Source organism: Rhodococcus sp. NPDC006774, assembly GCF_040636045.1.
In the GTDB taxonomy this organism is placed as follows: Bacteria; Actinomycetota; Actinomycetes; order Mycobacteriales; family Mycobacteriaceae; genus Rhodococcoides.
Genome location: NZ_JBEYIW010000013.1, coordinates 87915 through 114182 on the forward strand (window position 1 = coordinate 87915; position 26268 = coordinate 114182).

28 protein-coding genes and 1 pseudogene are annotated in these 26268 nt (G+C 65.1%); 8 read left to right on the plus strand and 21 right to left on the minus strand.

Translation table 11 applies throughout. The annotated features are described in order from the left end of the window. Window positions 1-47 precede the first annotated feature (47 nt). A complete protein-coding gene (locus ABZ677_RS19440; RefSeq protein WP_358372299.1) occupies window positions 48-1046 on the minus strand; it encodes a hypothetical protein in 999 nt (332 codons plus the stop codon). Window positions 1047-1085: 39 nt separating this feature from the next. Here ABZ677_RS19440 and ABZ677_RS19445 point away from each other — a divergent pair, with 39 nt between their 5' ends. Then, on the plus strand, window positions 1086-1328 hold the full coding sequence (locus ABZ677_RS19445; RefSeq protein ID WP_358372398.1) for a PLDc N-terminal domain-containing protein: 243 nt from the start codon (window positions 1086-1088) through the stop codon (window positions 1326-1328). Here ABZ677_RS19445 and ABZ677_RS19450 read toward each other — a convergent pair. Then, window positions 1310-1762, minus strand: coding sequence for a GNAT family N-acetyltransferase (locus tag ABZ677_RS19450; protein ID WP_358372301.1), 453 nt, complete (start codon window positions 1760-1762; stop codon window positions 1310-1312). The genes ABZ677_RS19445 and ABZ677_RS19450 overlap by 19 nt on opposite strands. Then, entirely contained in the window at window positions 1749-2723 is a 975-nt protein-coding gene (locus ABZ677_RS19455) for an aldo/keto reductase (RefSeq protein ID WP_358372303.1), read from the minus strand. The genes ABZ677_RS19450 and ABZ677_RS19455 overlap by 14 nt, the downstream gene beginning before the upstream one ends. A 64-nt stretch (window positions 2724-2787) precedes the next feature. Here ABZ677_RS19455 and ABZ677_RS19460 point away from each other — a divergent pair, with 64 nt between their 5' ends. Continuing rightward, window positions 2788-3699: an aminotransferase class IV gene (locus tag ABZ677_RS19460; protein ID WP_358372306.1), complete on the plus strand. Its 912-nt coding sequence runs from the start codon at window positions 2788-2790 to the stop codon at window positions 3697-3699. A gap of 3 nt (window positions 3700-3702) precedes the next feature. Here the strand turns inward: ABZ677_RS19460 and ABZ677_RS19465 are convergent, their stop codons facing one another. Then, window positions 3703-4851, minus strand: a complete 1149-nt coding sequence (locus ABZ677_RS19465) for a serine hydrolase domain-containing protein (RefSeq protein WP_358372309.1) — start codon at window positions 4849-4851, stop codon at window positions 3703-3705. Window positions 4852-4917: 66 nt separating this feature from the next. Then, the gene (locus ABZ677_RS19470; protein WP_358372312.1) at window positions 4918-5487 is read right to left on the minus strand and encodes a TetR/AcrR family transcriptional regulator; all 570 of its coding nucleotides are present in this window, start codon (window positions 5485-5487) and stop codon (window positions 4918-4920) included. Window positions 5488-5596: 109 nt separating this feature from the next. Here ABZ677_RS19470 and ABZ677_RS19475 point away from each other — a divergent pair, with 109 nt between their 5' ends. Beyond that, complete coding sequence (locus ABZ677_RS19475) at window positions 5597-6436, plus strand: alpha/beta hydrolase (RefSeq protein WP_358372401.1); 840 nt, start codon at window positions 5597-5599, stop codon at window positions 6434-6436. Between the two features lie 46 nt (window positions 6437-6482). Here the strand turns inward: ABZ677_RS19475 and rraA are convergent, their stop codons facing one another. After that, window positions 6483-6962, minus strand: a complete 480-nt coding sequence (rraA, locus tag ABZ677_RS19480) for a ribonuclease E activity regulator RraA (RefSeq protein WP_358372315.1) — start codon at window positions 6960-6962, stop codon at window positions 6483-6485. A 24-nt stretch (window positions 6963-6986) separates the two neighbouring features. Then, window positions 6987-7370, minus strand: coding sequence for a DUF5313 family protein (locus ABZ677_RS19485; RefSeq protein WP_358372318.1), 384 nt, complete (start codon window positions 7368-7370; stop codon window positions 6987-6989). A 119-nt stretch (window positions 7371-7489) separates the two neighbouring features. Here ABZ677_RS19485 and ABZ677_RS19490 point away from each other — a divergent pair, with 119 nt between their 5' ends. Then, window positions 7490-8530, plus strand: coding sequence for an amidohydrolase family protein (locus ABZ677_RS19490; RefSeq protein ID WP_358372321.1), 1041 nt, complete (start codon window positions 7490-7492; stop codon window positions 8528-8530). Window positions 8531-8601: 71 nt separating this feature from the next. Beyond that, entirely contained in the window at window positions 8602-8847 is a 246-nt protein-coding gene (locus ABZ677_RS19495; protein ID WP_358372403.1) for a WhiB family transcriptional regulator, read from the plus strand. Here ABZ677_RS19495 and ABZ677_RS19500 read toward each other — a convergent pair. After that, window positions 8816-9568, minus strand: coding sequence for a MerR family transcriptional regulator (locus tag ABZ677_RS19500; RefSeq protein ID WP_358372406.1), 753 nt, complete (start codon window positions 9566-9568; stop codon window positions 8816-8818). The genes ABZ677_RS19495 and ABZ677_RS19500 overlap by 32 nt on opposite strands. A gap of 87 nt (window positions 9569-9655) precedes the next feature. Beyond that, on the minus strand, window positions 9656-10861 hold the full coding sequence (locus tag ABZ677_RS19505; protein WP_358372324.1) for a lipase family protein: 1206 nt from the start codon (window positions 10859-10861) through the stop codon (window positions 9656-9658). A gap of 115 nt (window positions 10862-10976) precedes the next feature. On the opposite strand from ABZ677_RS19505, the gene ABZ677_RS19510 reads away from it, so the two are divergent. Beyond that, a complete protein-coding gene (locus tag ABZ677_RS19510) occupies window positions 10977-12569 on the plus strand; it encodes a succinic semialdehyde dehydrogenase (protein ID WP_255138067.1) in 1593 nt (530 codons plus the stop codon). Window positions 12570-12593: 24 nt separating this feature from the next. Here ABZ677_RS19510 and ABZ677_RS19515 read toward each other — a convergent pair whose 3' ends face one another. From ABZ677_RS19515 to ABZ677_RS19525, 3 genes are all read right to left on the minus strand, one after another. Continuing rightward, entirely contained in the window at window positions 12594-14003 is a 1410-nt protein-coding gene (locus ABZ677_RS19515) for a PQQ-binding-like beta-propeller repeat protein (protein WP_358372327.1), read from the minus strand. A gap of 136 nt (window positions 14004-14139) precedes the next feature. Beyond that, window positions 14140-16128 carry an MFS transporter gene (locus tag ABZ677_RS19520; protein WP_358372330.1) on the minus strand — a complete coding sequence of 663 codons (1989 nt, stop codon included), beginning with the start codon at window positions 16126-16128 and terminating at the stop codon, window positions 14140-14142. A gap of 3 nt (window positions 16129-16131) precedes the next feature. Beyond that, window positions 16132-16617, minus strand: a complete 486-nt coding sequence (locus ABZ677_RS19525) for a MarR family transcriptional regulator (protein ID WP_358372333.1) — start codon at window positions 16615-16617, stop codon at window positions 16132-16134. A gap of 116 nt (window positions 16618-16733) precedes the next feature. Between ABZ677_RS19525 and ABZ677_RS19530 the strand changes: the two are divergent. Next, window positions 16734-16889 (plus strand): annotated as a pseudogene (locus ABZ677_RS19530) (VOC family protein); the annotation flags it as partial. Here ABZ677_RS19530 and ABZ677_RS19535 read toward each other — a convergent pair. The 9 genes from ABZ677_RS19535 to ABZ677_RS19575 all read right to left on the minus strand — a co-directional run bounded on the left by ABZ677_RS19535 (window position 16880) and on the right by ABZ677_RS19575 (window position 24528). Beyond that, entirely contained in the window at window positions 16880-18004 is a 1125-nt protein-coding gene (locus ABZ677_RS19535) for a TDT family transporter (RefSeq protein ID WP_358372336.1), read from the minus strand. The pseudogene ABZ677_RS19530 and the gene ABZ677_RS19535 overlap by 10 nt on opposite strands. A 68-nt stretch (window positions 18005-18072) precedes the next feature. Further along, window positions 18073-18987: a LysR family transcriptional regulator gene (locus ABZ677_RS19540; RefSeq protein ID WP_037186617.1), complete on the minus strand. Its 915-nt coding sequence runs from the start codon at window positions 18985-18987 to the stop codon at window positions 18073-18075. An 18-nt stretch (window positions 18988-19005) separates the two neighbouring features. After that, complete coding sequence (locus ABZ677_RS19545; RefSeq protein WP_358372340.1) at window positions 19006-19860, minus strand: GIY-YIG nuclease family protein; 855 nt, start codon at window positions 19858-19860, stop codon at window positions 19006-19008. Next, window positions 19844-21034 (minus strand): DNA cytosine methyltransferase, encoded by a 1191-nt coding sequence (locus ABZ677_RS19550; protein WP_358372343.1) that lies wholly within the window; start codon window positions 21032-21034, stop codon window positions 19844-19846. Before ABZ677_RS19550 ends, ABZ677_RS19545 begins: the two co-directional genes overlap by 17 nt. 48 nt (window positions 21035-21082) lie before the next feature. Next, window positions 21083-22027, minus strand: a complete 945-nt coding sequence (locus tag ABZ677_RS19555; protein WP_358372345.1) for a CopD family protein — start codon at window positions 22025-22027, stop codon at window positions 21083-21085. Window positions 22028-22043: 16 nt separating this feature from the next. Next, window positions 22044-22607 (minus strand): MprA protease, GlyGly-CTERM protein-sorting domain-containing form, encoded by a 564-nt coding sequence (gene mprA, locus ABZ677_RS19560; RefSeq protein WP_037186615.1) that lies wholly within the window; start codon window positions 22605-22607, stop codon window positions 22044-22046. Further along, the gene (locus ABZ677_RS19565; protein ID WP_037188534.1) at window positions 22604-23263 is read right to left on the minus strand and encodes a YcnI family protein; all 660 of its coding nucleotides are present in this window, start codon (window positions 23261-23263) and stop codon (window positions 22604-22606) included. Before ABZ677_RS19565 ends, mprA begins: the two co-directional genes overlap by 4 nt. Before the next feature lie 45 nt (window positions 23264-23308). Next, window positions 23309-23863 carry a hypothetical protein gene (locus ABZ677_RS19570; protein ID WP_358372349.1) on the minus strand — a complete coding sequence of 185 codons (555 nt, stop codon included), beginning with the start codon at window positions 23861-23863 and terminating at the stop codon, window positions 23309-23311. A 14-nt stretch (window positions 23864-23877) separates the two neighbouring features. Beyond that, a complete protein-coding gene (locus ABZ677_RS19575; protein ID WP_037186611.1) occupies window positions 23878-24528 on the minus strand; it encodes a DUF6474 family protein in 651 nt (216 codons plus the stop codon). A gap of 154 nt (window positions 24529-24682) precedes the next feature. Between ABZ677_RS19575 and ABZ677_RS19580 the strand changes: the two genes are divergently transcribed. Continuing rightward, window positions 24683-26251, plus strand: a complete 1569-nt coding sequence (locus ABZ677_RS19580) for a TM0106 family RecB-like putative nuclease (RefSeq protein ID WP_358372409.1) — start codon at window positions 24683-24685, stop codon at window positions 26249-26251. The last annotated feature ends 17 nt before the right edge of the window (window positions 26252-26268 follow it).

A 26268-nucleotide genomic window follows, 5' to 3' on the forward strand; every position in this document is an offset into this window, starting at 1 on the left:
CCTTGGTCTTAATGTGGGGGCGGTCGGACCTGGTATGCGTCGATCGCTCAGAATCGTTCAGAGGATCGACTGATCCGTCGGAGACGGTCCACCGGCTCCCCGGGGTGGAGAGATGCCTGCAGTTCGAGGACCGCCGCCTCATCGAGTTCCAGGTCCATTGCGCCTGCTGCCCAATCCCATTCGGTCGTGGACCAGACGTAATGACTGACTCCCCATTTCGGCGTCCATCCTGCGTCCCGACGAGGACGGCGTCCTAGGAGCGTCCTGCGATTGCTCGTATCGAAGCCTCCGTTGCCGGCGATGCGAACGTCCTCAGGAGTGAAGTTCAGGGGCGCACGAACCGTCAGCGGCGTGGATGCCACTTGGTCGGTGAACCACCGAAGGTGGTCGCGCCGCAATGCTCTGGACTCCTCTTCGAGCAGACTTTGGTACTCCTCGGTCGTGTAAGCGGGACCATCCCAGACGAATATTGCATCGTCGATCGGCTCTCCCATCGTCACGTCGACGAACTGCGAACCGATCCCTGCCTCGTCGATGCGGTCACCCAAGATGAAACCGGATTCGACGTCGACCCAGATGCGCAGCGGATACGGTTTCCCGTCGGGAGGAGCCAATTGCACAGTCCAACAATCGCGCCCGGCGAACTCGACCGTCTCCACCGTGCCGATCGGTTGCGCGAATTCGTTTCCGGTCCACTCGGCGGTACTGCGTTGCTGCAACAAGAATTGACTGGGACCCAGGTAGATCACGCGACCGACTGGACCGACGCGGGGCCGGTCGACCGAGCCTGTGAAGTCCCAGGCGCGAACGCCATCGCTGACGAAGATCGGACTACCGACGTTATGTTCGACGCGGATCTTTCTCCCGGATCGCCATACCCGACAACTGTCTTCGGGTGCGATCAGAACGGGAGGTGTGCCGCTGTAGGCAAATCCTTGACGATAGGACTCGGGGCTGCCTGCTTCCCGGATCTCTTCGATAGTGCCCCGCATCGGTATGGTCGATGCAGCGGTCATGGCCGTGAGAACTTCGATCCAGGCGGTCATGGTCGCAGCCTAACGCCGAGCAAAATCGATGGGGTGAGTATGAGCACCGAGGTCAACCCGACACTTCCGTTGGCGTTCGATCTCGCGTGGATAGGTGCGGTTGTTCTGTGGCTGGGCCTCGTGGCTGCCGCGTGGGTGTCGATTCTTCGGAGCAACAAGGCTCGTCGGGGATCCGCGTTCTGGTGGTGTCTGCTCGTCTTGCTCATGCCGATCACCGGTGCGCTGATCTGGTTCGTCGCCCGCCCGCGCAACTTCGATACCGATCAGCGGTCGAGTTCGTAGCGCGCCAGCCACAGTCCCGTCAGTACTTCCTGATCCTCGGTGTGCACAAAGCCGAGTAATTCGTACAACCTGCGGGCCGGCGCGTTGTCTCGTCCGGTGGCCACCTGCACACGTTGTCCCACAATCGAATCCAGCATGCCAATGACCAACCTGCGTCCGATGCCCTGTCGGTGAGCGTGCGGTGCGACAATCAGACGGTCGATCTCGGCCTCGGACCAGGCTGCAGCGCCGAGGATTTCGTCACTCTCCCGCGCGACGAGCCAATGAACCTGTGCAGCGCACAGATCGTCCACCGACTCGTGCAGCAACGGGATTCGGTTGTCGCCGATCAGTCCCGCTTCGACCGCATACGAACTCTTCTGCACTGCGAGAATGTGCTCGGCGAGGCCCAGATCGGCGACGGGGTCGACGCGAACGATCTCAATAGCGACCACCGGCGGGTGCCGGCAGTGCGTCGAGGGCAGCGAGGTGGTCCGGGCTCAAGGTGAGCGAGGCTGCGCCCGCGTTCTCGTCCAGACGCGAGGTGCGTCGAGTACCGGGAATCGGAACCACGTGCTCGCTCTGCGCCAGAACCCAGGCCAGGGCCACCTGCGCAGGCGTCGCGCCGAGTTCGTCGGCGACGGCCGCGATGGAGTCGACGATCACGAGGTTCGCATCGAGGTTGTCCTGACTGAAGCGTGGCAGCCGAGCTCGGAAATCGTCTGCAGCAGGCGTGGTTCCGCGAAAGTTGCCGGTCAGGAATCCTCGGCCCAGCGGTGAGAACGGCACGAATGCCGCACCGTTGTCTTGCGTCCACTTCAGCGAGGTGGCGAGGTGATCGCGCGTCCACAGGGACAGCTCCGACTGCACTGCAGAAATCGGGTGCACCTGCTGGGCCCGATCGAGCTGCTCGACGGAGAACTCCGAGACACCCAGTGCCCGAACCTTTCCGGCCTGCACGGCCTCGGCCATCGCGCCGATGCTGTCTTCGACGGCCACCTCGGGATCGGGACGGTGCAGGTAGTAGAGATCGATGTGGTCGACGCCCAGGCGGCGCAGCGAATCGTCGATTGCCGAACGTAGGTGTTCGGGCTTGCCGTTGGGGCCCGAAATGACCGGCTCTCCGGCGTCGCCGACGTGGGAGACGAGCCCACCTTTGGTCGCGAGGGTCACCTCGTCACGCCGGTTCCCGATGGCTTTGCCGACGACTTCCTCGTTGGTGAACGGGCCGTAAACGTCTGCCGTATCGATGAAGTTCACGCCCAGGTCGAGGGCGTGCCCGATGACGCGATCGGGGGTCTCCGTTCGATCGTCGGCCTTGTATGCCCAGGTCATTCCCATGCAGCCCAAGCCGATGGCACCCACCTCGGGGCCGTCGTTCCAGAGGGTGCGGGTCAGTACTGTGCGTTCGCTCATGTACTCGACCATAGAGAAGTAAAAGCGTTGTCGCTTGGACTCACCGGGCGACTAGCATCGCCGCATGGCTCTTCCGCACTCGAAGGTGTATTTCGGCGATCGCTTGGTGGACGCGCAGGAGGCGACACTCGGGGTCGCGACCTCGGCCGTCCTGTACGGGCTCAGTGTCTACACGGTGTTCCCCGTGCAGGTGGACGGTGAACGGCGTACGGCCTTCCGGTTGCTCGATCACTATCAGCGACTCGTCGAATCCTGCAAGATCATCGGCATCGACACGTTCGCCTCGCAGTGGACGTTCGAGAAGTTCGTGCAGGCGACGCGGGACGTGGTCGCCGCCAACGCCCCGACGACCGAGGTCTACGTTCGAGCTACCGTCCACGTCGACGAGTCGATCCCCGGGACGCGAGTCCGCGGACTGCACACCACCGTATCCATCTTCCTGTACGACGCCAATCCCATTGTCCCGCAGGACGGCATGCGGTTGAAGACAAGTGTCTGGCGTCGAATTCCCGACTACGCCATTCCCTCCCGTGCCAAGGTGAACGGTGCGTACGTCAATTCCGTTCTGGCCAAACAGGATGCAATCGACAGTGGCTTCGACGACTGTATCTTCCTCGACATCAACGGCCATGTCTGCGAACTCAGTGCCGCGAACATCTTCCTCGTGCGGAACGGAGTGCTCGTCACCCCCGACGTCACCAGCGACATTCTCGACGGCATCAACCGTCGGACGATTCTGACCCTGGCGCGCGAAGAAGGGCTGACCGTCCAGGAGCGCACCGTCGATCTCACGGAGCTGTACATCGCCGACGAGGTCTTCGTCTGCGGCACCTCGGCCGGAGTAGCCCCGGTGTACGAGATCGATGGTCGCGCAATAGGAACGAAGCAGTCGGGCCCGGTGACACTCACTCTAGGAAAGCGTCACCAGGCCGCGCTCACCAGCGACGAAGTGCACGGCTGGGTGAGTGTGCTGTGAGTGCTACGCCGGGCAGGTCGAGGTGAGTCCGGCGATCAATGCTTCGGTGGCCGGCTGTTCGAGTGGGTCGGCGGCGGGGTTCGACCCGGCCGTGGTCCAGGCCAGCGATACCTGACGCTGGCCGTCCGGGCTCGAGAACGCGTAGGTGCGGTAGCCGAAGCCGTTGCCGCGGTTGCCGAACACGAGCTCGCCCGAACCCGGGTTGCACGCGTCTCCGCCCAGCAGCAGGCCGAGTCCGTACGTGGATGGCGTCACGACCTGCATCTCGTCGATCAGGTTCTGCGGGATCAGCGTGCCGTCGAACAGCGCTCTGAAGAAGGTGTTCATGTCTGCCACGGTGGAGACCACGGCAGCCCCCGACGACCAGATACTGGCGTCGTAATCGGTGACGTCGGTGTAGGTTCCGTTCTCCAGCACGTAGCCGTGCAACGCGTCGGGGTCGAGCGTGGAATCGGTGGGGTACGTCGAGTCGGCCATCTCCATCGGATCGAAGATCCTGTCCTGCAACGACTGTCCGATGGACTTGCCATCGAGGTCGGCGACGATCTGTCCGAGCAGGACGTAGTTGGTGTTGGCGTAGCCGAATTCCTGACCGGGCTCACTCGTCCAGGGCATGGACACAGCCCGGTCGATCAGTTCGTCGTCGGTGACGGCATCGGTTGCACGTGCGGCGATCTGCTCGGCAGAATCGAATCCGGTGAAGTAGTCGGGAACGCCACTGGTGTGATCGAGTAGTTGGCGAACGGTGACCGGCTTGGGTAGTACTCCGGGAAGCAGTTCGTCGACCTGCTGATCGAGCTCGAGCTTCCCCTCGTCCACGAGTTGGAGCACCACAGCAGCAACCATGGCCTTGGTGACGCTGGCGATACGGACCGGATCCTCGGCGGACGCAGCCTCGGTGCCGTCGCGCTCGACGAGACCGGCCGCTCCCGACCACGAATCCTCGCCGTCGCGTATCTGCGCGACAGCGGCGACGGATCCGGCGTCGACCAGGGCGTCCAAGGCTGCCTGAACGTCGTCGGTCTTGATGCTCCCTGTGGAGGGCGTGGTGGTGGTCGGTTCGACGGTGGACGGCTCGTCCGTCGACGAGCATCCACTGACCAGCAGGGATGTCGACACTGTGAGGGCGGCGAGGATTCGTAGCTTGCTCATGTCTTCGACGCTAACGCCGACCTGCGAAGGATTTCAGTGTCAAATGTCAGTAATTGCCGATGCTGGTCAGCGACCGACCCGGCCCGCACTCGAATCGAGCAGAACTTTCGCCGCAGCTTGTGCCGCAGCGGCGGATTCGGCCAGTTCGGTGATGGCCGCGGTGGTTTGAGCACCTTCGGCGAGCAAGGCAATCTGCAGCCCGACGGTGGGCTCACATCCGGCCTCGACCGCCAATCGGGTGACGTAGTCGATGAAGTTCTTCTTGTGCTGATGCGCAGCGTCGGCGACCTCGGGCATGGTGGCACCGAGTTCGCCGAAGGAGTTGATGAAGGCACACCCGCGGAAGTCGTCCTCACGAAACCAGTGGTCCAGGAAGTCGAAGATCGACAGCAGCTTCTCTCGAGGGGACTCGTGGGCAGCGGCTTCGGCGTGGATCCCGTTGTTCCACTGCTGTGTTCGACCGCGAAGCACCTCGGCGACGATGGCGGTCTTCGACGGAAACAGTGAGTACATGCGCTTGAGGGAGATACCCGCGCTGCTGCGAAGCTCGTCCATTCCGACGGCCTGGATTCCGCGCGCATAGAACAGTGCATCCGCTGCTCGGATGACGTCGTCGCGTCCGAGTTCGGTACCCATGACCCACCTACCCCTTGCCGAGAGAACCAACGTTCTCTACAGTAGTCCACACGCGGTGAGAACGACCGTTCTCACCCGTCGAGCTGCAGGACAACAGGAAGGCAGGATCATGGCGTACATCACCGTCGGAACCGAGAACTCCACCCCCGTCGAGGTCTACTACGAGGATCACGGCACCGGTCAGCCGGTCGTGCTCATCCACGGCTACCCGCTCGACGGCAACTCCTGGGAACGTCAGTCACGGGCGCTACTCGACGCCGGCTACCGCGTCATCACCTACGACCGCCGCGGATTCGGCCAGTCGAGCAAGCCGACCGTCGGATACGACTACGACACCTTTGCCTCGGACCTGGACAAGGTGCTCACCGAGCTCGACCTGAACGATGTCATCCTGGTCGGATTCTCCATGGGCACAGGTGAACTCGCGCGGTACGCGGCGAAGTACGGCACGGATCGCGTCGCGAAGTTCGCGTTCCTCGCCTCGCTCGAGCCGTTCCTGCTGCAGACCGAGGACAATCCCACCGGCGTCCCGCAGTCGGTGTTCGACGGCATCGACAGTGCCGCGCGGGAGGATCGCTTCGCCTGGTTCGAGAACTTCTACAAGGACTTCTACAACCTCGACGAGAACCTCGGGACTCGCATCAGCGAGGCCGCAGTACGTGCGAGCTGGAACACCGCGACCGGTAGCGCTCCCGTGGCCGCCTATGCCGTCGTGCCCACGTGGCTCGAAGATTTCCGCGGTGATGTGGAGAAGGTGCGCGAATCGGGCAAGCCGACGCTGATCCTGCACGGCACGGCCGACAACATCCTGCCGATCGATTCCACCGGCCGTCAGTTCCACAAGGTGTTCCCGGAGGCGACGTACGTCGAGGTCGACGGCGCACCGCACGGACTGCTGTGGACGCACTTCCAGGAAGTGAACGACGCGCTGCTCGCGTTCGTGAAGTAAGAGCAGCAGACGGCGGCAGGCATCCGGGCCTGCCGCCGTTCGTGGGCTAGACCGCGACGACGCCGTCGTGGTCGCTGTAGACGATCTCGCCCGGGTTGAAGGTGACTCCGCCGAAGCTGACCGGCACGTTCTTCTCACCCGATCCGGTTTGCGTGCTCTTGCGCGGGTTCGTTCCCAGTGCCTTGACGCCGATCTCGAGTGTGCGCAGGATCGCCGAGTCGCGTACCGCGCCGTTGACGATGATGCCGGCCCATCCGTTGGTGACACCTCGGCCCGCGATGATGTCTCCGACCAGTGCGGTGTGAACGCTTGCATCGCCGTCGACCACCAGAACGCCACCGTTGCCCGGCTCGCTCAGCGTCTGCTTGACCAGGAGATTGTCCTGGAAACAGCGGATGGTGGTGATGGGGCCCGCGAATTCGGTGTGCTTGCCGAACTGGATGAACTGGGTGTCGCAGCTGCGGATGTCGGGACCGATCTCGTCGGCCAGATCAGCTGTTGCCTTGAATTCCACAGGTGAAGTCATGCGGCACAGACTATCGCTCGCTCGTCAGCCTCGGCCGTGACGCCGTTCGTAGTCGTCGCGAGTGCGGTCGGCCCGGCTCTGCGCCTTGGCGTTGATCAACTGCGGGTCGAGGCCGTGGATCAGCAGACGATGCCGCCGATAGACGTTCATCAGGGCAATCGAGAAGTACACCAGCGGGATGAACAGCAGCGACATCATCGCCAGGGACATCCACAGCGGCCCCGGGATCAGCAGGAACAGCAGCAGTAGCGGGATGACGGGCACGGTGAATCGGGCGATGTAGCGGACCTGGGCGCCGTTACCCACGAGATCCTTGCGGACCCAGTCCTGCATGGATTCGGGCAGCGTGCGGCCGAACGAATAGCCCAGAAACTGCAGTGGAGTAGGCGTCATGCGTTCGGTGGTCATCGCGCAATGCTAGTCCCACAAGAGTTGGTACAAGTCACCGTTGACTGCGGTTTATCTCATATGTGACGATAACGTCAGTTGATACGCCGTTGTTGGACATCGGAAGAGGCTCCTCGGACATGATCGATCGCAGAACCCTGCTCGGCGCGCTGGGTGCCGCAACGATCTCCGGAGTTGCACTCTCGACGTTGCCGTCTGCGACCGCATCGGCATCGCCCACTCCGGGCACCGGTGGAGTGATCGACGTCCATTCGCACATGGTTCCCGACTTCTACCTACGTGAGGCCATCGCGTCGGGCATCGTCTTTCCCGACGGTATGCCGAAGTGGCCGAGCTGGTCGGTCGGTGAACACCTGCAGATGATGGACGGTTGCGGCATCGACAGCGCGATCCTGTCCGTCTCGTCACCCGGGGTGCATTTCGGCGACGACGGCAAGGCCGCCGATCTCGCCCGACGCGTCAACGATTTCGGCGCCGGGGTGGTGGCGAGCGAACCCCGACTCGGCTTCTTCGCGTCGCTACCGCTGCCGAACGTCGTCGACTCGACGGCCGAGGCCATCCGAGCGCTCGATCGACTCGGCGCCGACGGCGTGACGGTGATGTCCAACGCCGGCGGCATGTACCTGGGCAACGCCGTGCTGACGCCCTTGCTCGCGGCGCTGGACGCGCGATCGGCGGTCGTGTTCGTACATCCCACGTCACCGCCGAATGCTGCTGCGGTATCGCTCGGGCGTCCGGCACCGATGATCGAGTTCCTTTTCGACACAGCGCGAACCGTCGTCGATCTGATTCTGCTGGGCGTGGTCGATCGATTCCCGAACATTCGCTGGGTGTTCACTCACGGCGGTGGAGTTTTGCCGCTGCTGGCGGACCGGGTCGATTTCTTCCGTACCCAGGTGGGCCTGGGGACCCCGACCACGCCGGATGTGCTGCAGCGCTTGTGGTTCGACCTCGCCGGAACTCCTGTCCCGCGGCAGCTGCCCGCGTTGCTGTCGACCGTCGGCCCCGATCGTCTGGTGTACGGCAGCGACTACTGCTTCACGCCGATCGCTGCGGTGCAGGAGCAGCTGCGATCACTCGACGCCGGTGCCGCGAACGGCGGACTCGAGGACTGGCGCGCAGCCACATCCGGCAACGCCCGCCGACTGCTCGATCTCTGAACCGAAAGAGGTGGACACTGCCGATGAAAACGCAAGCACTGCAACCGATCTCCGAGCACTGGGATTGGCAGATGAATGCCGCCTGCCGCTCGATGCCGGTCTCGATGTTCTACCCGCCCCTGGGTCTACGGGGATACTCGCTGCGAAACCTCGAGCGACAGGCGAAGCTCGTGTGCGATCGATGCCCCGTGATCGAGCGCTGCCTGCAACACGCACTCGACTCCGACGAAAGGCACGGAGTCTGGGGTGGATCGACCGCACACGAGCGGTCCGCGATGGTTCGCGTCAGCCCTCACGAGCGGCGTTCGCGACAATGACATCGCGAATGTACTGCGCCAAGCCCGACGCAATGTCGTTGTAGTGCTTGGCGAATCGCTCGTCTGCGATGTACATCTCCGCGAGGTTCACCTGCATCTCGTAACCGCAGTCGTAGTACCGCTCGATGGAAGCCCGATGCCGTTCGGCCAGTACCCCGGCCTCGGCGGAATCCGGCGACACACCCCGCTGCATCGCGGCCGCGAGATCCGCTTCCAGCACATCCGTTTCGGCCTTGACGGCCTTCCAATCGTCCTTGGTGAACGACGCCGTTCGCTGCTGTGACTGCTTCCACTCGTCGGTCTCGCCCCAGCGTTGCTCGGCTTCCTCGGCGTACTCCTCGCCGGGCCAGTTGTCACCGAAGATCTCGCGCTGCTCCTCGGGAGTCAGTTGCATACCCATCTTCTTCGCCTCCATCATCTTGTCCACGGCCGCAGCCATTGCGTGCAAGTGATCGATCCGCTCGTTCAACAACTCTCGTTGCCGACGCAGATGCGCCATGGCATCGGCCGCCGGGTCGTCGAGCAACGCCGCGATGGCGTCGAGCGCAAACCCGAGTTCGCGGTAGGTCAGCACCTGGTGTAGCCGCTCGACATCGGCCGACGAGTACGTCCGATAGCCCTTCGGGGTTCTACCTGACGGCACCACCAACGCGATCTCGTCGTAATGATGCAGCGTTCTGACGCTGACACCGACCAACCGTGCGACGGCGCCGACCTGCATGCCGACCTGGACGTCAACCGAACTGTTCGCGGACGAATCACTCACGAAGGACACTGTGCTGCCTCCCGTGGCGTGAGGGTCAAGCGCTTACCGGATGACGCGTTCGCAACCGGAGGTGGATTCTCCGGCGAGCCGCTGCCCGAGCCAATCGTATGCGCCGGGACGGCCGTTGGTCTGCGCCACCGAATGATCCCCGGGAACCAGTTCGAGGCGAACCGACGCTCCCGCAGCGCACCACTGGTCCTGCACGGCCTCGGCACCTTCCTTGGGAATGAGGAAGTCCTGCAGACCCTGGTAGATGTAGATCGGTGCGTCCGGCTTCGTCTGGCCCATCCGGTTCTCTTCGACGACGGCCTTGGTGATCGGGTGGTCGAAGACATCGGGCACGTTGGAGAGGTTTCGCTGGTCCAGCAGCAACAGTCCCGAATACGACAACACATCGACGCATTGATCCTTCTGCGCCAAAGCCAGTCGTTTTCCGTTGTCGTTGGCGAGCTCCCGCATCTCCGGGTACTCCCTGGACAACCCGATCGTCGCCGCAGTGAACAGACCGGAACCGATCTGGCCGTTCAATGAGGTCTGCAGAATCTTGTAGTCGGTGGGCGGGCCACCGAACGCGACACCGGCGATGTTCAACTCGGGCGCATACTCGGGAGCCAACTGCGCGGCCCAACCCGAGGCGATGGCACCGCCGGAGTAACCGGTGATGCCGATCGGCGCGTCCGCAGCCACTCCTGCACTCCGGGATGCGCGTAAGCCGTCGAGCACGGTGTGTCCGGAGACGAGGCCGGCCGAATAGGCCTGCCGAGGACCCTGGTAATCGGTGACGACCACCGTGTAACCGCGGTCGAGCAGAATCCGGACCTGATCGACTTCTTTGTTGTTGCCCCGCGGCAGGGTGTACGACGGCGCGCACTGATTACCCAGTGAGTCCGTTGCCTCGTTGTACGCGATGACGGGACGATTTCCGGCTCCGGTCCAGGGCGCGGTGGGCGTCAGGACCGTCGTCGCCGCTGCGATGGGTCGGTTCTTGGAGTCGGTCGAGCGAAAGAGCAACTGCACGGACGACGCCTGGGGAGTCACCGCGACATCTCGACGGTTCAGCACCGTGCCTGGCTGCAGGTTCTCGAATCCGGCCGGCGGATCGAACCATGGATCACCGAGAGAGGTGGGGAGATACGCATCCGGATCGCTCGGCGGAGCGATGAAATCCTGCAGAGGATCGGCCTGGGCCGGCCCTACGAACGACAGCATCAATGCTGCGGCTCCGGCCAGAACGAGTGCCTTGCGCATGTGTTTCCCACCCTGTTGCTCCGTACGCCCCGACGTCCGGTAGACCACGGACCATCGTGCCATACGGTGGCGCGATTTCGGGTCTGTGAACTGAGCCAGCGAGCAGGTAGGTTGTCTGTTACTCAGAACACTACTCACCAGTAGGGACACGTCCATGCCAGCACCGTCCGCCTCGACCTTCTCCCGGCTCGCCGATCTCATCGCCATCCCCGACGCCGAATCGCGGCCGACGAAGACCATCACCGAGGTGTTCACCGGCAAGGAGCTGGCGACCATCCCGGTCGGCACCGCCGCCGACGCGACCGCCGCGATCGCCCGCGTTCGCTCAGCTCAGGTGGCATGGGCCAAGCGCCCCGTGTCCGAGCGCGCCGAGATCTTCCACCGCTACCGCGACCTGGTGCTCGCCCACCGCGACGAGCTGATGGACATGGCGCAGGCCGAGACGGGCAAGTCCCGCGCCGCTGCCCTCGAAGAGGTTCTCGACATCTCGATGACCGCGCGGCACTACGCGCGCACCGCCGCGAAGCTGCTGGCCCCGAAGAAGGTCACCGGCATGCTGCCCGTGCTGACCAAGACCCGGATCCGGTACCAGCCCAAGGGCGTCGTCGGAATCATCTCCCCGTGGAACTACCCGATGACCCTCGCGGTGTCCGACGCCATCCCGGCACTGCTGGCAGGCAACGGCGTCGTGCTCAAGCCGGACAGCCAGACGCCCTACTGCGCGCTCGCCTGCGTCGAACTGCTCTACAAGGCAGGTCTGCCCCGTGACCTGTTCGCCGTGGTTCCCGGCCCGGGTTCGGTGGTGGGAACAGCCATCGTCGAGAACACCGAGTACGTCATGTTCACCGGCTCCACCGCCACCGGTCAGCTCCTGGCCGAGCAGGCCGGGCGTCGACTCATCGGATTCTCCGCCGAGCTCGGCGGCAAGAACGCGATGATCGTCGCCAAGGGTGCCAACCTCAGGGAAGTGTCCGACGCGGCCGTGCGGGCCTGCTTCTCCAACTCCGGCCAGCTCTGTATCTCCATCGAACGTATCTACGTCGAGAAGTCGATCGCCGCGGAGTTCACCGAGAAGTTCGGTCAGCGGGTGCGCAACATGAGCCTCGGAGCCGACTACGAATTCGGCATCGAGATGGGCAGCCTCATCTCCGAGGACCAGATCAAGACCGTCTCGGCCCACGTCGACGACGCCAAGGTCAAGGGCGCGACCGTCGTCGCAGGCGGCAAGGCCCGCCCCGACATCGGCCCGCTGTTCTACGAGCCGACGCTGCTGGCCAACGTCACCGAGGACATGGAATGCGCGGCAACCGAGACCTTCGGGCCGCTGGTGTCGATCTACCCCGTCGCCGACGTCGACGAGGCCATCGAGAAGGCCAACGACACCGAGTACGGACTCAACGCCAGTGTGTGGGCCAAGACCAAGGCGCAGGGCGAAGCCATTGCAGCACGGCTGCATTCGGGCACCGTCAACGTCGACGAGGGCTACGCACCGACGTGGGGCACCACCGGCGCTCCGATGGGCGGCATGGGCGTGTCCGGTGTCGGACGCAGGCACGGTACCGAGGGCCTGCTCAAGTACACGGAGTCGCAGACCATCGCGACGACGCGTCTGCTCAATCTCGGTGGGCCGCGCGGACTTCCGCCGAAGCTGTGGGCAAAGATCATGCCGCCCTTCGTCAAGGCGCTCAAGTACATACCGGGTCGGTAAGCAACGTCGGCGACGGGGGAGGGGCTATCTCGCTCGTAGGACCGAGATGCTCAGTGCCCTGGTGTAGATCGAGTCGGTGTAGATCGAGTCGGCTTCGACTCGATCGAACATCGGCCACGACTGCCGATCGATTCCCTCGTCGTCGAACGTCGCAACGGGTATGTCCCACACGGTGGATCCGGTTCTGACGTCGATTCCGCGCAGCACTTCCGGTCCGAACAGCGTGGCCACGTCACCGTCGAGCGCGCCGACCTCCGCGAAGGTTCCCGATTCGCGACTCCACAGCGTGTTCCCGGTGTCGAGGTCGAGCGCGGATTCGGTGGCGGTGTCGTTGTTGCGCAGCAGTGCCACCGAACCCGTGATGGCGTAGGCCAGTCCGTGCGTGGACAGGAATGCCGCGGCGGGGGCGGTGATGTCCGACGGAACAGCCCAGGCCAGACTCTCGTCGGTCCACACGGGTTCGGGATTCGACGGCCGATAGCCGCCCGTCCCGAGCAGTAGCGGGCTCTCCTCGGCGGGGGAATCGAACGTCGGCTGCTGCAGGGTCACGGAATCCGTTGCAGCGAGCACGGTTCCGTCGGTGTCGACGATCTCCGAACCCACGATCGTGTTGGGGTCCGAGCAGTCGGTCCGCACCACCCGCACTGCGCCGTCGCGCGCGGCGTTGCCCGAACGAGCGCAGTCGGGAATCGTTCTGGACCACAGGTTGTCGCCGGTGTCGAGGTCGAAGGCGAACACTCCTCGGCCGTCGTCGAACAGTCCGATTCCGTTCTGGGTGTGCAGCCTGGACGCGAACGGTGCACCCGGCGAGGCCGTGGAATCGAACTGCACCGACCAGTCCGCGTCGAGGGCGTCCGCCGTGCCGCGAGACACCGTCGCCCTGGCACCCTCGCGCACCGCCCGGGAGGCGTACACGTGGCCGTCCGCGGTGGTCAGACTCGTGATCGGAAAGGTTGCGTCCCGAGTACTGGACTCCCCGGATTCAGCGTCGACAGTGAGGATTTCGGATGTCGTGCCGGTGTTGCCGCGGTAGCAGACGATCTGCCCGTCGACGAATTCCTCACCGCAACCCACGACATCGTCTGCGGGGGTGCGCCAGAGCACCGAGCCGTCCGCGATGCTCAATCCCACCAGGGTCGCGTCGACGAACTCTCTGCCGTCGAGACGGCCGACGAGCGTGACGACCGTCGACCCGTCGGAGATGGAACCGGACTCCATCGAATCGGTGGCGCTGCCGTGGACGGGATCGCGAAATTGACCACCTTCGATAACGACGTCCGAGGGCGTGAGGGACCATCCGAGACCGGGAGCAGATCCTGTTGCACCGTCGACGGGGGTGCCGGCCGTCGGCTGCCGCTCCTCGGATGTGCACGACGCGCAGACCAGCGTTGCTGCCAGGAGCGCGGCGGCGGAGATCCGGAGACGACGTGTCACGAAGGATTCTCCCGCCTGTGCAGAACCGAAAGAAGGTGGCCGGTCCGTTCTTCGAAGCATAGAGAACGAAAATTCCCCGCACTCCCTGTGGGGGTGCGGGGAACTGCCGTGACGCGTGGCCTGGTCGACGCTGGGCCTAGTTGACGCTCTGTCCGTTCAGGCCGGCGTGTGCGTAGTGATTGCGGCTGTCGGGAATGTGGTTGTCTCCCAACACTCGAGCAATCTGCTGCTCACTGAGTCCGAGGCGACGGAGCCGCTCGCACACTGCATCGAAATCGAGCATCTTCGCGTCGAGTTCCTGCTGCAGTTCGATCACCTCGGCGCGGATGGCCTCGGCCTCGTCCAGTGCGGCCAACGTGTCCTTCGGCTCCGGCAACAGCAGAGCGAGCAGTCGATCACGAGCATCGGTGCTCAGGCCCTCGAAGGGACGCTGACCCGGCTGAGCCTCGTGCCGACCCTCGGCGCGACGATCGGTGTCGTACTCGGCGGAGACGTAATCCTGAGTGGCACCGAAGGACGGAATCTCGGCGAGCTGACCCTGCGGCTCGTCCTTCGGTCCCTGTGCGGGGGCCGACGCGATGTCGATCGTCTGGCGCAGTGGGCGATTCGGAATGAAGACGACTGCGATCAGCGTGACGATCGCGACGAAGCCGGCGATCATGAAGATGCGACCGGTTGCGTCACCGTATGCGGTGCGGACGACTTCGAGGACCGGAGCGGGCAGTGAGGTGAGATCGAGTGATCCACCGCCGCCCGACGAGCTGTCGACGCCGAGCTGGGCCAGGCCGGCTGCGGACTTGTCGGCCACCCGGGTTGCCAGCAGCGATCCGAGAACGGAGACACCGATCGCGCCGCCGAAGGTACGGAAGAACGCAACCGTCGACGATGCCGCACCGACGTTCTGCACACTGACCGTGTTCTGCACTGCGAGAACGAGATTCTGCATCAGCATGCCGGTACCGAGGCCGACGATGGTGATGAAGATGCCGACCGTCACCAGGCTGGTGGCGTGATCGATGGTGCCCAGGAGCAGGAATCCGATCACCAGCAGGATGGAACCGGTGACGATGAACGGCTTCCACTTACCGAACTTGGTGATGAGCTGACCGGAGCCGACGGAGGCGACGAGCATGCCGAACACCAGTGGGATGGACAGCAATCCGGCCTCGGTCGGGGTGTAGCCGCGAGCGGTCTGGAAGTACTGGCCGAGGAAGGTGGTGGCTCCGAAGAGGCCGACACCGACGGCGATGGAGGCGACGATGGCCAGGCCGGTCGTGCGCTCGGTGACGATCTTGAGCGGGATGATCGGCGACTTGTGCCGAGCCTCGACGATGATCGTCAGAATCAGCAGCAGAACTCCGCCGCCCACCAGGTAGGCAGTCTCGCGGGAGAGCCAGGCGTAGTAGTCGGCCTTGCCTGCGAACGACACCCACACGAGGAGAACGGAAACGCCTGCGGTGAGCAGGAGTGCGCCGAGCCAGTCGATGGAGACGTTGTCCTTGCGGACGGTCTTGATGTGCAGGGTCTTCTGCAGCAGGCCGAGAGCGACAACTGCCAGCGGCACGCAGACGAAGAAGCACCAGCGCCAGCCGAGGGGGCTGTCGACGATGACGCCGCCCAGGATCGGGCCACCGGACATCGACACGGCCATGACTGCACCGGTGTAGCCGGAGTAGCGGCCGCGATCACGCGGCGAGACGATGGTGCCGATGATGGCGATCACGAGAGCCGTCAGACCACCCATGCCGATGCCCTGCACCACACGTGCGGCCAGCAGGACCGGCACGTTGTGTGCGAAGCCGGCGATCAGAGAGCCCGCGACGAAGATGACGATCGCGCTCTGGACCAGCACCTTCTTGTTGAACAGGTCGGCGAGCTTGCCCCAGATGGGAGTGGACGCGGCATTGGCCAGCAGGGCCGTGGTGATGACCCAGGCGTACGCGGTCTGCGAACCCTTGAGATCACCGATGATGGTGGGCAGTGCCGTCGAGACGATGGTGGTGCTCAACAGCGCGGTGAACAGCGCGGCCAGCAGGCCGGTGAGGGCTTCGAGGATCTGGCGATGCGACATCGCGTCGGGATCGACGACTGCCTGATTGGGCGGAGTTTCCGCAGATGTTGTCATGTTCTATCTCGCAATCAATTCAATGCGGGCCACGTCCTGGTGCTGAGCGTGGGCGTCTTCGGTGAAGGTGTCGTTCAGTTTGCGGATCGAGTCGAGTGCTTCGAGTGCCTCGGACTCGCTCCAGCCGCTGAGCATTTTTGCCAGGCGGCGTGCGCGTCTGTCCCAAATTTGCTTCAGTCGAACCTGACCGAGGTCCGACACACAGACCCGCGACGCACGTTTGTCGTCGGGATCCGGATGTCGATCTATGTAGCCGAGGTCGACGAGATCTGCGATCTGCCGGCTGAGGGCGGACTGACTGACGCAGAGCCTGCTGGCCAGGTCGGTCTGTCTGCATTCGCCCTCGGTCGCCAGGATGGCCAGAACTCCGGTCAGGGCCTGCGGTAGGGGTGAATCCTCGACTCCGGTGGTCACAGCCCGCTTCAGCGTGCGCCCGAAGAGAAATACCTCTTCGACCAACGACTCCGCTGTCGTGGATTGAACTGCCATGAGTGCTCCAACGATGAGGGTGATTTACTTGCTGTCTGCAACCATATATATACATACATGCGCTAAGCAAATAATATTCCTGTCTCGTGGGTCACAGGGTTGAAGTCGAATCGCGGTCAAGGGAGGTGGACGACGTGGACGCGGCCTATAGAGCTGCCGTCGACGCGGATCTCGAGATCGTCTACGAGATCAGCAACGAGGAGTGGGGCGTCCGCCGATTCTTCTTTCGCGATGCAGGCGGCAATGTGGTGAACGTGCTGTCTCACCTGTGACCCGGATGCAGCAACTCTCCGCGCCGGATGCCGCGAAGAGTGCGGGTGGCCACGATGATCCAGGCGGCGAGCAGTAGGACGTACAGGGCAACGGCCAGAGCCTGCACCGCACCGAAGTTCAGCGCATGACCCAGTGCAGTCGCTCCGGTGACGCAGGTCCCGATGGGGAACGTGAACGACCACCACGTCAGCGAGAACCCCAAGTTTCTGCGTGCCGCGTGCACGGTCAGAGCAGTCGCGAGCGCGAACATCAGCATTCCGAAGCCGCCCATGACCAACCCGTAGCCGATGCCGAACACGTGTAGCCCGACGGCGATCGACGACTGTGCGCCGGTGAACACCATCGATGCGTCGGTGCCCAGCAGGTTGGCCGCCGTGATCGACTGACCGATCAACCCCAACGTGATCCACACGGTGGGAGCCGCGTCGACGGGCGGCAGACCGCCGTGCAGCAGACGTCCGTAGATCAGAGTCAGCGTGATCATCCCGACGATCAGCGACAGCCCGAACATCGCGTAGCAGGCGCACAGCAGCGCCAGCTGCCACTGGCCTTCGGGTAGGTGCGGAAGCAGCAACGCCCCGGTCGACGCCGACACCATCGGCGGGACGACGGGCATCAGCCACGCGGGCAGGGCTGCGACGTCGCGATGATCGGACGCGGTGATCATCCGAAACGGAACGACGACGCTGGTGAGCAGACCGGCGATCGTCCCAGCGATCCACAGGCCGGCGAACAGCGTGGTGGCCGCGGTCGGTCCGAGCAGATCCGCTCCGAGCAGACCTGTGCCCGCGCCGACGGTGAGCATCGCCATGGGCGGAGCGCCGTAGAACTGCACCATCACCGGGTGCCGGGCGTAGGCGACGGCCCGGTCGCGGTGTCCGGTCCAGTGCATCGCGAAGGCCACACCGATCACGAGCAGCGCCGCGGCGGCACAGGCCCAGACAGCGACCGCGAAGACGTGCAGAGCCGGGAACTGCACCGGCAACGTCGCGGCCGCGGTGGCCACGATGCCGGTCCCCATCACCGCGGCGAACCAGTTGGGGGTGATGTGCTCGAAGGGTCGGCGGTGCGAAAGGTGCTCGGTCGAGATGGCGGCGTGGTCGGTCACGGTCATGTCTTCAGCCTGCGCGGCACCGTGCCCGGCCGGTAGGCGTCAGTTCGTCCACCAGCCATAACCCAGGGTTATGGCTGAAGTCGAGTCTTCGCCGCCACTGTGAGCAACTCCGCGGCCGGTCCACTCGGCGCGCGACCGGACGGCCAGATCGCCCGCAACTCACGACGCAGAGTCAATCCTGGGATCGGTACGCGGACCAGGGTTCCCGCGGCCAGCTCGGGGGCGACGGCCAGTGAGCTCAGTACGGCCCCACCGATGCCTGCCCCGACAGCGGACTTGATCGCCGTCGTCGAGGAGACCTCGAGGAGCGGCGACATCGGCTGTCCGAGACCCGCTGCAGCCACGGCGCTTTCGTAGGCCGAGCGCGTTCCCGACCCCGCCTCCCGCGTCACCAGTGCGGTGGCGACGATCTCGGTGGCCGACGGCGGAGTGGATGCCCAGGAGTGATCCGGTGCCACCACGAGCACCAGCTCGTCGGTGGCCACTGTCCGGTGGTCCAGAGCTGCAGGCACATCGGGACTTTCGATGAAGCCGAGGTCGGCAGCACCCGCGAGCACCTTCTCGGCGACCACCGTCGAGTTACCCGAACTCAGCGTCGGAACGATGTGCGGGACGAGCGTGTGCAGCGTGACCAGCCAGCGCGGCAGAAGATACTCTGCGACAGTCTGACTCGCGGCGATCTGCACATGGCCGATGCGTTCGGCGTGCAACGTGGCGATCGCCGTCGCCAAGTCCTCGGCGGACCGAACGACCGGCGCGGCCCAGCTCGCGACGAGCTCACCGAGGTCGGTCAGTACCGTTCCTCGCGCTCCGCGCCGCAGCAGCGGAGCGCCGACGCGTCTCTCCAGCGCACGGATGCGCGCACTGGCCGCCGGCTGCGACATGCCGTGAGCTCTACCCGCTCGCCCGATGCTGCCGAGCTCGGCGACCGACAGCAGCAGGTCGATGCTGGTGAGATCGGCAACGTGAGGGGGAAGCGGCACAGGGCGAGCCTACTTTCGTCAGTACTCGCCGAACAGGTCCAGCTCGCCCTCGGGCTCGGCGTCCGGGTCAGGGTCGCTTTCGGTATCGATACCGGAGTCGCGCTCGTGCAGCACCGAACCCACCAATGCGGTGACGTCGATCGCGGCGGGATCGGGGATCGGATGCCCCTCGACGAAAGCGAGTCGCTCGGCCGACAGGTAGGCCAGGCGCACGGCCTGGACCACGAGGACGCGTCGTAGACCCTCGGAGACCTCACCGCGTTCGCGAGTGACCGCTGCCAACCGTGAGATGGTCTCGGCGCGGCGCGCGATGCGGATATCGGGATGTCCGCGCTCGCGGCGGGTCTGCTCGGAGATCAGCGACCGACGCAGTGACGCGGGGAGCGCGATGGGCTCCGAGACCGGCGGAATCTTCTCGTTGAGGATCGCCTTGTGCCGCGACTTGTCGATGGCCTCGAGGTATGCCGTGTACTCGTGAGCATTCAGATCACGCTCGGCGGCCCGGAATTGCTCTGCGCCGTCGGACTTCTTGAGATCCTCGTACTGCCACAGCGGCCAGATCTCGATCTCCGCGACCTCGAAGACGTCGAGCACTCGCATCGCGACGGCGTCGGTTCGCTGGTTGGTCAGGTGACGCTGCACCCGGACGCTGAGCTTCTCCTTGGTCTGCCCCACGTAGATCGGCTCGCCGTCGTAATCGTAGAACGCATACACGCCCCACTTGGCCGCCGACCACACCCGACCCCGATCGTCCTTCTCGCCCAGCACTTCTCGCAGAGCCGTACGAAAGGACTGCACGTCGTCCGCGGGAAGAGTGCTCTTGCGCGGCGCGACGGCAGACGACCGCAGCGAGGACTTACCGTGACTGGACATGCGCCGCAGTCGTATTCGCCGCAGTCGAACTCAGGGTCCCGTTGACCAGCGGCATCAGGTAGTGCTCGGCGAGCCACGCGACCACGGGAACGCACACGGCATCACCGAAACCGAAAAGCGCCTGGTTGTTTCGCAGACCGTCGAGTGTGTACTCGCCGGCACCCATCAGGCGGGCGTATTCGAGTGGCGTCATCCATCGCACCTGCAAACGGCCGTTGCCCATCTTGACCACCGCTTGCTTGGACGAACCGCCGCGGGCGGTACGGAGGCAACCGGAGATGTCGTCGGGACGCGCCTCCCACACGGCGACGCCGTTGCGGGTGCGACGGTAGGCGGTGCGGTAGCTGACCTTGCGAGCCTTCTTCAGAATTTCGATGCGCTGCAACTGAATCGGCGACAACGACTGCACGAACGCCGCGGTTCGGGCCGCATCCCACCACCGCTCGTCGCGATAGTCCATGCGCTCGACCACATCACCGAGACCACTGGTCAGCGGAATCGGTGGACTCGGCAGCGGAGCCCGATGCGTCAGCAACGTCGAGTCGCCGTACACCGCCTGCAACCAATCCGGTCGAAGCTCACTGTTGGGATCGCGGGCATCCTCGGGGGGATTCTGCGCCCCGATGAGGAACAGCCGTGGACGTGACTGCGGGACGAAGCGTCGAGCATCGATGGTGAGGACATCGACCGAGTAGCCGAGCTCGTTGAGCTCCCGGACCGCTGCGGCCAGGTCGTCCCCACCGTGACTTGTCGCCAGCCCGACGACGTTCTCGAGCGCGACCACCTGGGGCCGAGCATCACCGAGCTCGCCCAGGACCCGAGTGAAATGCCGGAACGTAGAGGAGTTCTTGCCCGCAAGCCCGGCCCGGCCGCCGGCCAACGACAAGTCGGTGCAGGGAAACGACGCCCACGCCAACGACAGCCCCTCGGGCAGATCGTCTCCTCGAGTGCGAGCGACATCGCCTAATTGGAAATGGCCCGCGTCGTCGCCGAAGTGCTGGCGATACATGTGATGCTTGTCGCGCTCGATGTCGTTGGCCCACGAGACCTCGAAACCGGCCTGCTCCAAGCCCATTCGCACCAGACCGATACCGGCGAAGAACTCCGCGACAGTGTGGATCCGACCGAGCGCAGGTGCCGAAGAACCACCCGGCACCACAGTCAACTTCGGCATGCACCCAGGCTAGTACAGAGTGCCGACAAGGTTTCGGCTACTGCCGGCTCACGCAGTGGTCGCAAGCGCCGCAGCCAAGCCGAACGCCACCGCGAGCAGGCAGACGTGCGCCGCCGCACGTCCCACCGAGTGCTCCACCGTGGATCGGTGTGCGGACACGGTGGGCAACCACGTCCCACGGATCCGGTGAGCCGACGCGATCAGGATGACCGTGACGAGGACCTTGGCGAGAACGATTCGGCCGTAACCGGTCTCGACCACGGCAGTGAGGCCGTCCAGCTTCAGGACCGCGTCCAGCACCCCGGTGGTGGCTACTCCGACGACGCACCAGAACGCGACTCGCGAATAGACCGGCAACAGCGTCGCCCACGCCGATTTGCTCCGCAGACTCAGCGCCATCGCACTCAGAACACCGAGCCACACCGACGCGCACACCACATGCACGGCAACGGCGAAGGACCCGAACGCGAACTGCGACATGTGCCCGGTGATCGGCCGAGCGACCAGGGCAAGGGACGCCAGCACGATCACCGGAATCGGAGACCAGCTCGCCCCCAGCCGATACCCGGCCACGCCGATGGCACACAGAGCGAGCGTCAGGACCACCGTCGCAGAACCAAGACGGCCCACGGAGATCGAGGTGGCGAACGTGGTGAAAGCGCTCGGCGACAACGTCAGTGGCGTACGCCCGGCGGAATCGGCCGCCGCCGCGACCAGCAGAACGAACTCGGCCACCGCCCACAGTCCCGACAGATAACCGATCGCGCGCCACATCACCAGCGAGTCGACGGCGGGGCGTCGGGAATCGGAATTGCCGTCCAGGACAGCGAGAACCCCGAACCCCAACACCACCGAGCCCGACGCCACCGCGATCACCCGTAGCCACGACGACCCACCGGGAAAGGTGGGGTACGCCAGCGCGAACGCTGCCGCGACCCCCAGCAACGTTGCAGCTGCGGCGGCGAGTACCAGCCGAACGCTTCTCTCGCCCACCGCAGCCACGTCGGTGCTACTTCCCGGTCTTCGTCTTGTTCGGGGCTTTCGGCTTACGCAGGGCGAATCCCAATGCCCCGGCGAAGGCCAGGACCGCCACTGCGATCAGCGCGATGTTCCCGTAGCCGCCGAGGAACGAGCCCTCGGACTCCTCGGAAGTTCCCGACGCGTCGGCCGGTGCCCCCGGAGTTCCCGATCCTTCCTGCGTCAGCGTGAATGTCGCGGTACCGCTCACGGGATGCCCGTCGGCCGAGGTGATGCGATACGCGAGGGTGTACTCGCCGATCGGTCCCAGTTCGCCGACGTCGACGACGACGCTCTGGCCTTCGATGCGGGCGTCGCCCTTCGACCAGATGTTGCCGTCGGGCCCGACGACGTTGAGCGTGGCGAACTGCGACTGGGGCACCTCGTTGAACGACACTGATGCCGTCGCCGGAGACGAGTCCAGGGAGGAGCCGTCGGCCGGGCTGTATCCGGTGACCTGCGAGTGCGCCGACGCGATCGGTGCGGCGACCAACAGCATCAGCAGTGCTGCGACCGAGACGACCAGCGCCTTCGTGGACAGGACGAGCGACCTCATGAGCGCCGCGCCCGGACCGTCGCACCGATGCCCAGACCTGCGCCGACGGCTCCGAGTACGAGTCCGACGCCGGCGAGCCAGCGGGCGGTGTTGTCCTCCGAAGACGCCGACGCCTCGGTGGTGGCGGTGGTCTCGGTATGGGCGCTGCCGTGCCCATCGCCGCTCGCCGCGGCGAGAGTCAGAGTGGGAGCGGGCAGTTCGGGCTCGCTACCGTCCTCGGTCATCGGCTCGTTCCAGTCGACGACCTCACCGTCGGTGTAGGTCTGGGTGGCCGGGAACGAGACGGTCTCCTGCTCGGGCAGCGGGCCCGCCGAGAGCAGGAACTGCTGGAACTGGCCCGGCCCGACCTCGGAACCGGGGTTCGCCGTCCACGTCACCGACACCGCGAGATCGGCGGAGTCCTTCTCGACGGTGGACGTCCAGCCCGGGATGGGCTGTGTACGAGCTGAATTGAGGCCGGGGAGGGTCACCTTGACCGAACTGGTCGAGGCGGTATCGGACTCGGTGGGAACACGGAACGTCAGCACCGAGTAGCCGCCCTGCGCGGCGTCGGGAGCGGAGACGACGACGTGTGCGGACGCGGCACCTGCGCCGATCAGCAACGCGCCGACGGTGGCTCCTGAGACGAACAGGGCACGGGAAAGAGAGCTCTTCATGAATTGGGTCATTTCTGTGCAGAGATGAGCGGAAAAGGATGTCGATCAGTACCGAGACCGCGAGTGGAGCCCGCGGAATGAGCAAAGCGACACCGGGGGCCCGCGACGAGAGATGACCCAGTCCAGAGCGGCGCCGTCTACGGACGGAACCGCGACGGACATGGACACGCGACCGACGGCGGAACCGTCGGGCAGGGGAGTGAGGAGCGCGAGAACCGCGCGAACGATGGACGTGATCGGGCCGTAGAGGCGCTCGGCCGCGGCGATGGTCAGACCGGCGACGACCGAGGCGGCCGCGTGGAAGGCGATCATCGCTGTGCTGGGCAACAGCGAGTGTGCGTGCATGTCGGCCGTACCGCCGAGGCTCAGCGCGATGTGGGCGACGAGTTGGCCTGCCAGCAGGGCCGGGAGCAACAGAACGGTCGAACGTCTGGGCAGGGCCGTCATGGCACCGATACCGATGCCGACGAGGATCAGCAGGGCCAGTGCGGAACCATCGGGCCAACCGCCGCCTGCCATGCCGTGTGCGGCCACCGCGAGTGTCGCGGTGACGATACCGACAGCTCCGCCGCGAAGCGGTGCGGCTGAGCTGTCGGTCATCGGTTGTGCAGGGGTCAGCGCACGCCGAGGCGGGCGAGCAGGTCGGCCTCGATGCCGTCGAGCTCGGCGGAGATCGCGGCGTGTGCGGTCTTGCGGCGAGCGGGCGGCATCTGCTCGGACGCGCGGACAGCGGTGGTCAGATCGTCCAGACGCTCGCTGATCGCGGCGCCGAAGCTCTTGGTCTCGGGATCGGAGTGGCGCGCACCGATGGTGTCGAGCGACTTCTCGGCACCGGCGATGCGGGCGCTGAGCTTGCCGCCGTGGCCGGTGTACTCGCTGAGCTGGTCGGGAGCGACCCCGAGCTGCTGCGCCTTGCGGCTGTCCAGCTGCGCGCGCACGACCGTCGCACCGCGGTAGAGGATGGGGGCCAGCACCGGAATCAGCAGCCGAGCGATGCCGAGGTACTTGCGAATCTGGGCCACGCTGAGCGTTCCCTGCACCGCAGCCTTCTGCTGCGCCTTCAGAGCAGATACCTGGGCCTTCTCGACGTTCTTCTGCGACTTCGCCTCCACCGCGCTGAGCTTGCGCTGCGCCTTGGCGATCGACTTCAACTGCTTGCGCTCGTTCTTCGCGCCCAGCTTCGCTTCGAGTGTTGCCTTGTGCTTGAGCGCCTTGGCCTCTGCCTTGCGAGTGGCTCGACCCTTACGCTTGCGGAACAAACCCATCGAAAAGGCTCCTGACGTGTGCTGCTAGGCGGGAACAGTGCGTTGCCTACACCCTATCGGGCAGGTGATCGTTCCTGGCTGTCGGAGGGCTGACCTAGTGTCTAACAGTGTGAACGGTCAACGAGGCGCGGCAGCCACATCACCTGTGCCCGTGCTGCTCGACGCCGGGTCGTTGACGCGCTGTCGGCATCGGCTCTATCTCGACACCGCGTACGGATCGTTGCTGCGCGGAGAACCCGAGAACCCCGGGGTGCGGCAGCGCCGAGAAGCCGCTCAGGCCCATCGTGAGAACGTCCGCGCGCAGCTGGCCGTGGACGATTCGATGCTGTGGACCGAGATCGACCGACCCACCGCCCGAGACGCTGCCGACGCCACCGTCGCCGCCTGCCGGGCCGGAGTGGAACGCATCTGGAATGCGGTACTGCCCCTCGAACGCGACACCGGCCGACGCGGTCGCAGCGAACTGCTCGTCCGCGACCCGGCGGGTGGATACATCCCGGTGATCGTCGTCAACCACAAGGTCACCGACCCCGGCCGCGGTGCGCGCACCACCCCACTCGACCAGTGGTCTCCGTCGATCGACGAGACCCGAAAGGTGCGCAGTCAGCTACGCGACCAGCTCAGGCTCGCGCACCTGTATCGCATGCTGGCGCACGAGGGGCTGGCCACGGCCACGCCCGTCGGCGGCGCGGTGGGCTACAAGGGTGAATGCATGTTGGTGCACGATCTCACGACGGTCCTCGACGAATACGACACTCGCTTCGCGGACCGGCTCTCGGTGGCCCAGGGCATCTCGTTCACCGTTCCCTCCCAGGTGAGCGAATGTCGGTCGTGTTCGTGGTGGTTCGATTGCAAGCCGCAACTCGAGGCCGTTCGTGACGTCTCACTGGTCGCCTCCGGTTCCCGCGCCGATGTGCTGCGCAGCGCCGGCGTCCGCACCATCGACGAGTTGGCGCAATGGACCGGCCCGGCTCCCGAGGAGTGGCCTTTCGGGAACTTCGACGACGCGGTGTCCGCAGCGCTGGCCTGGCGAGCGGACGTGCCGTTGCTGCGGCGCTCGGAGACCGTCTCGGTGCATCGCGCCGACGTCGAGGTGGACGTGGACATGGAGAGCTACCAGGAACACGGCGCGTATCTGTGGGGCACGCTGCTCACCGAGGCAGGCGGTCCGCCGCCGTCGTATCGAGGTTTCGTCACCTGGGATCCGCTGCCGACCGTCGACGAGGGCCGCTCGTTCGCGGTGTTCTGGAACTGGCTGATGGACACCAGGGCCGACGCGGCCGCGCGCGGCAAAACCTTTGCCGCGTACTGCTATTCGCGGCAGGCGGAAGACAAGTGGCTGCTCGATTCGGCCCGCCGTTTCGCGGACGTTCCCGGGGTTCCCACCGAGGCGCAGATTCGTGAATTCATCGACAGCGAGCAATGGGTGGACATCTACCAGGCCGTGAGCGATCAGTTCATCTGCCCGAACGGCAAGGGACTGAAGAAGATTGCGCCCGTCGCAGGGTTCGCGTGGCGGGACGACGAAGCCGGCGGCGAGGCGTCGATGGGGTGGTATCGGGAAGCAGTCGGATACGACGCGGAGCCCGACCACACGCAGCGCGAGCGACTGCTTGTCTACAACGAGGACGATGTTCTGGCGACGAAAGTGTTGCGCGAGTGGATGTCCGACCGCGCGGAGAAGGAGATTCCTACGGTGGCGGACCTGCGCGCTCGCGCGTGACCCCGCCTCGATCGGCG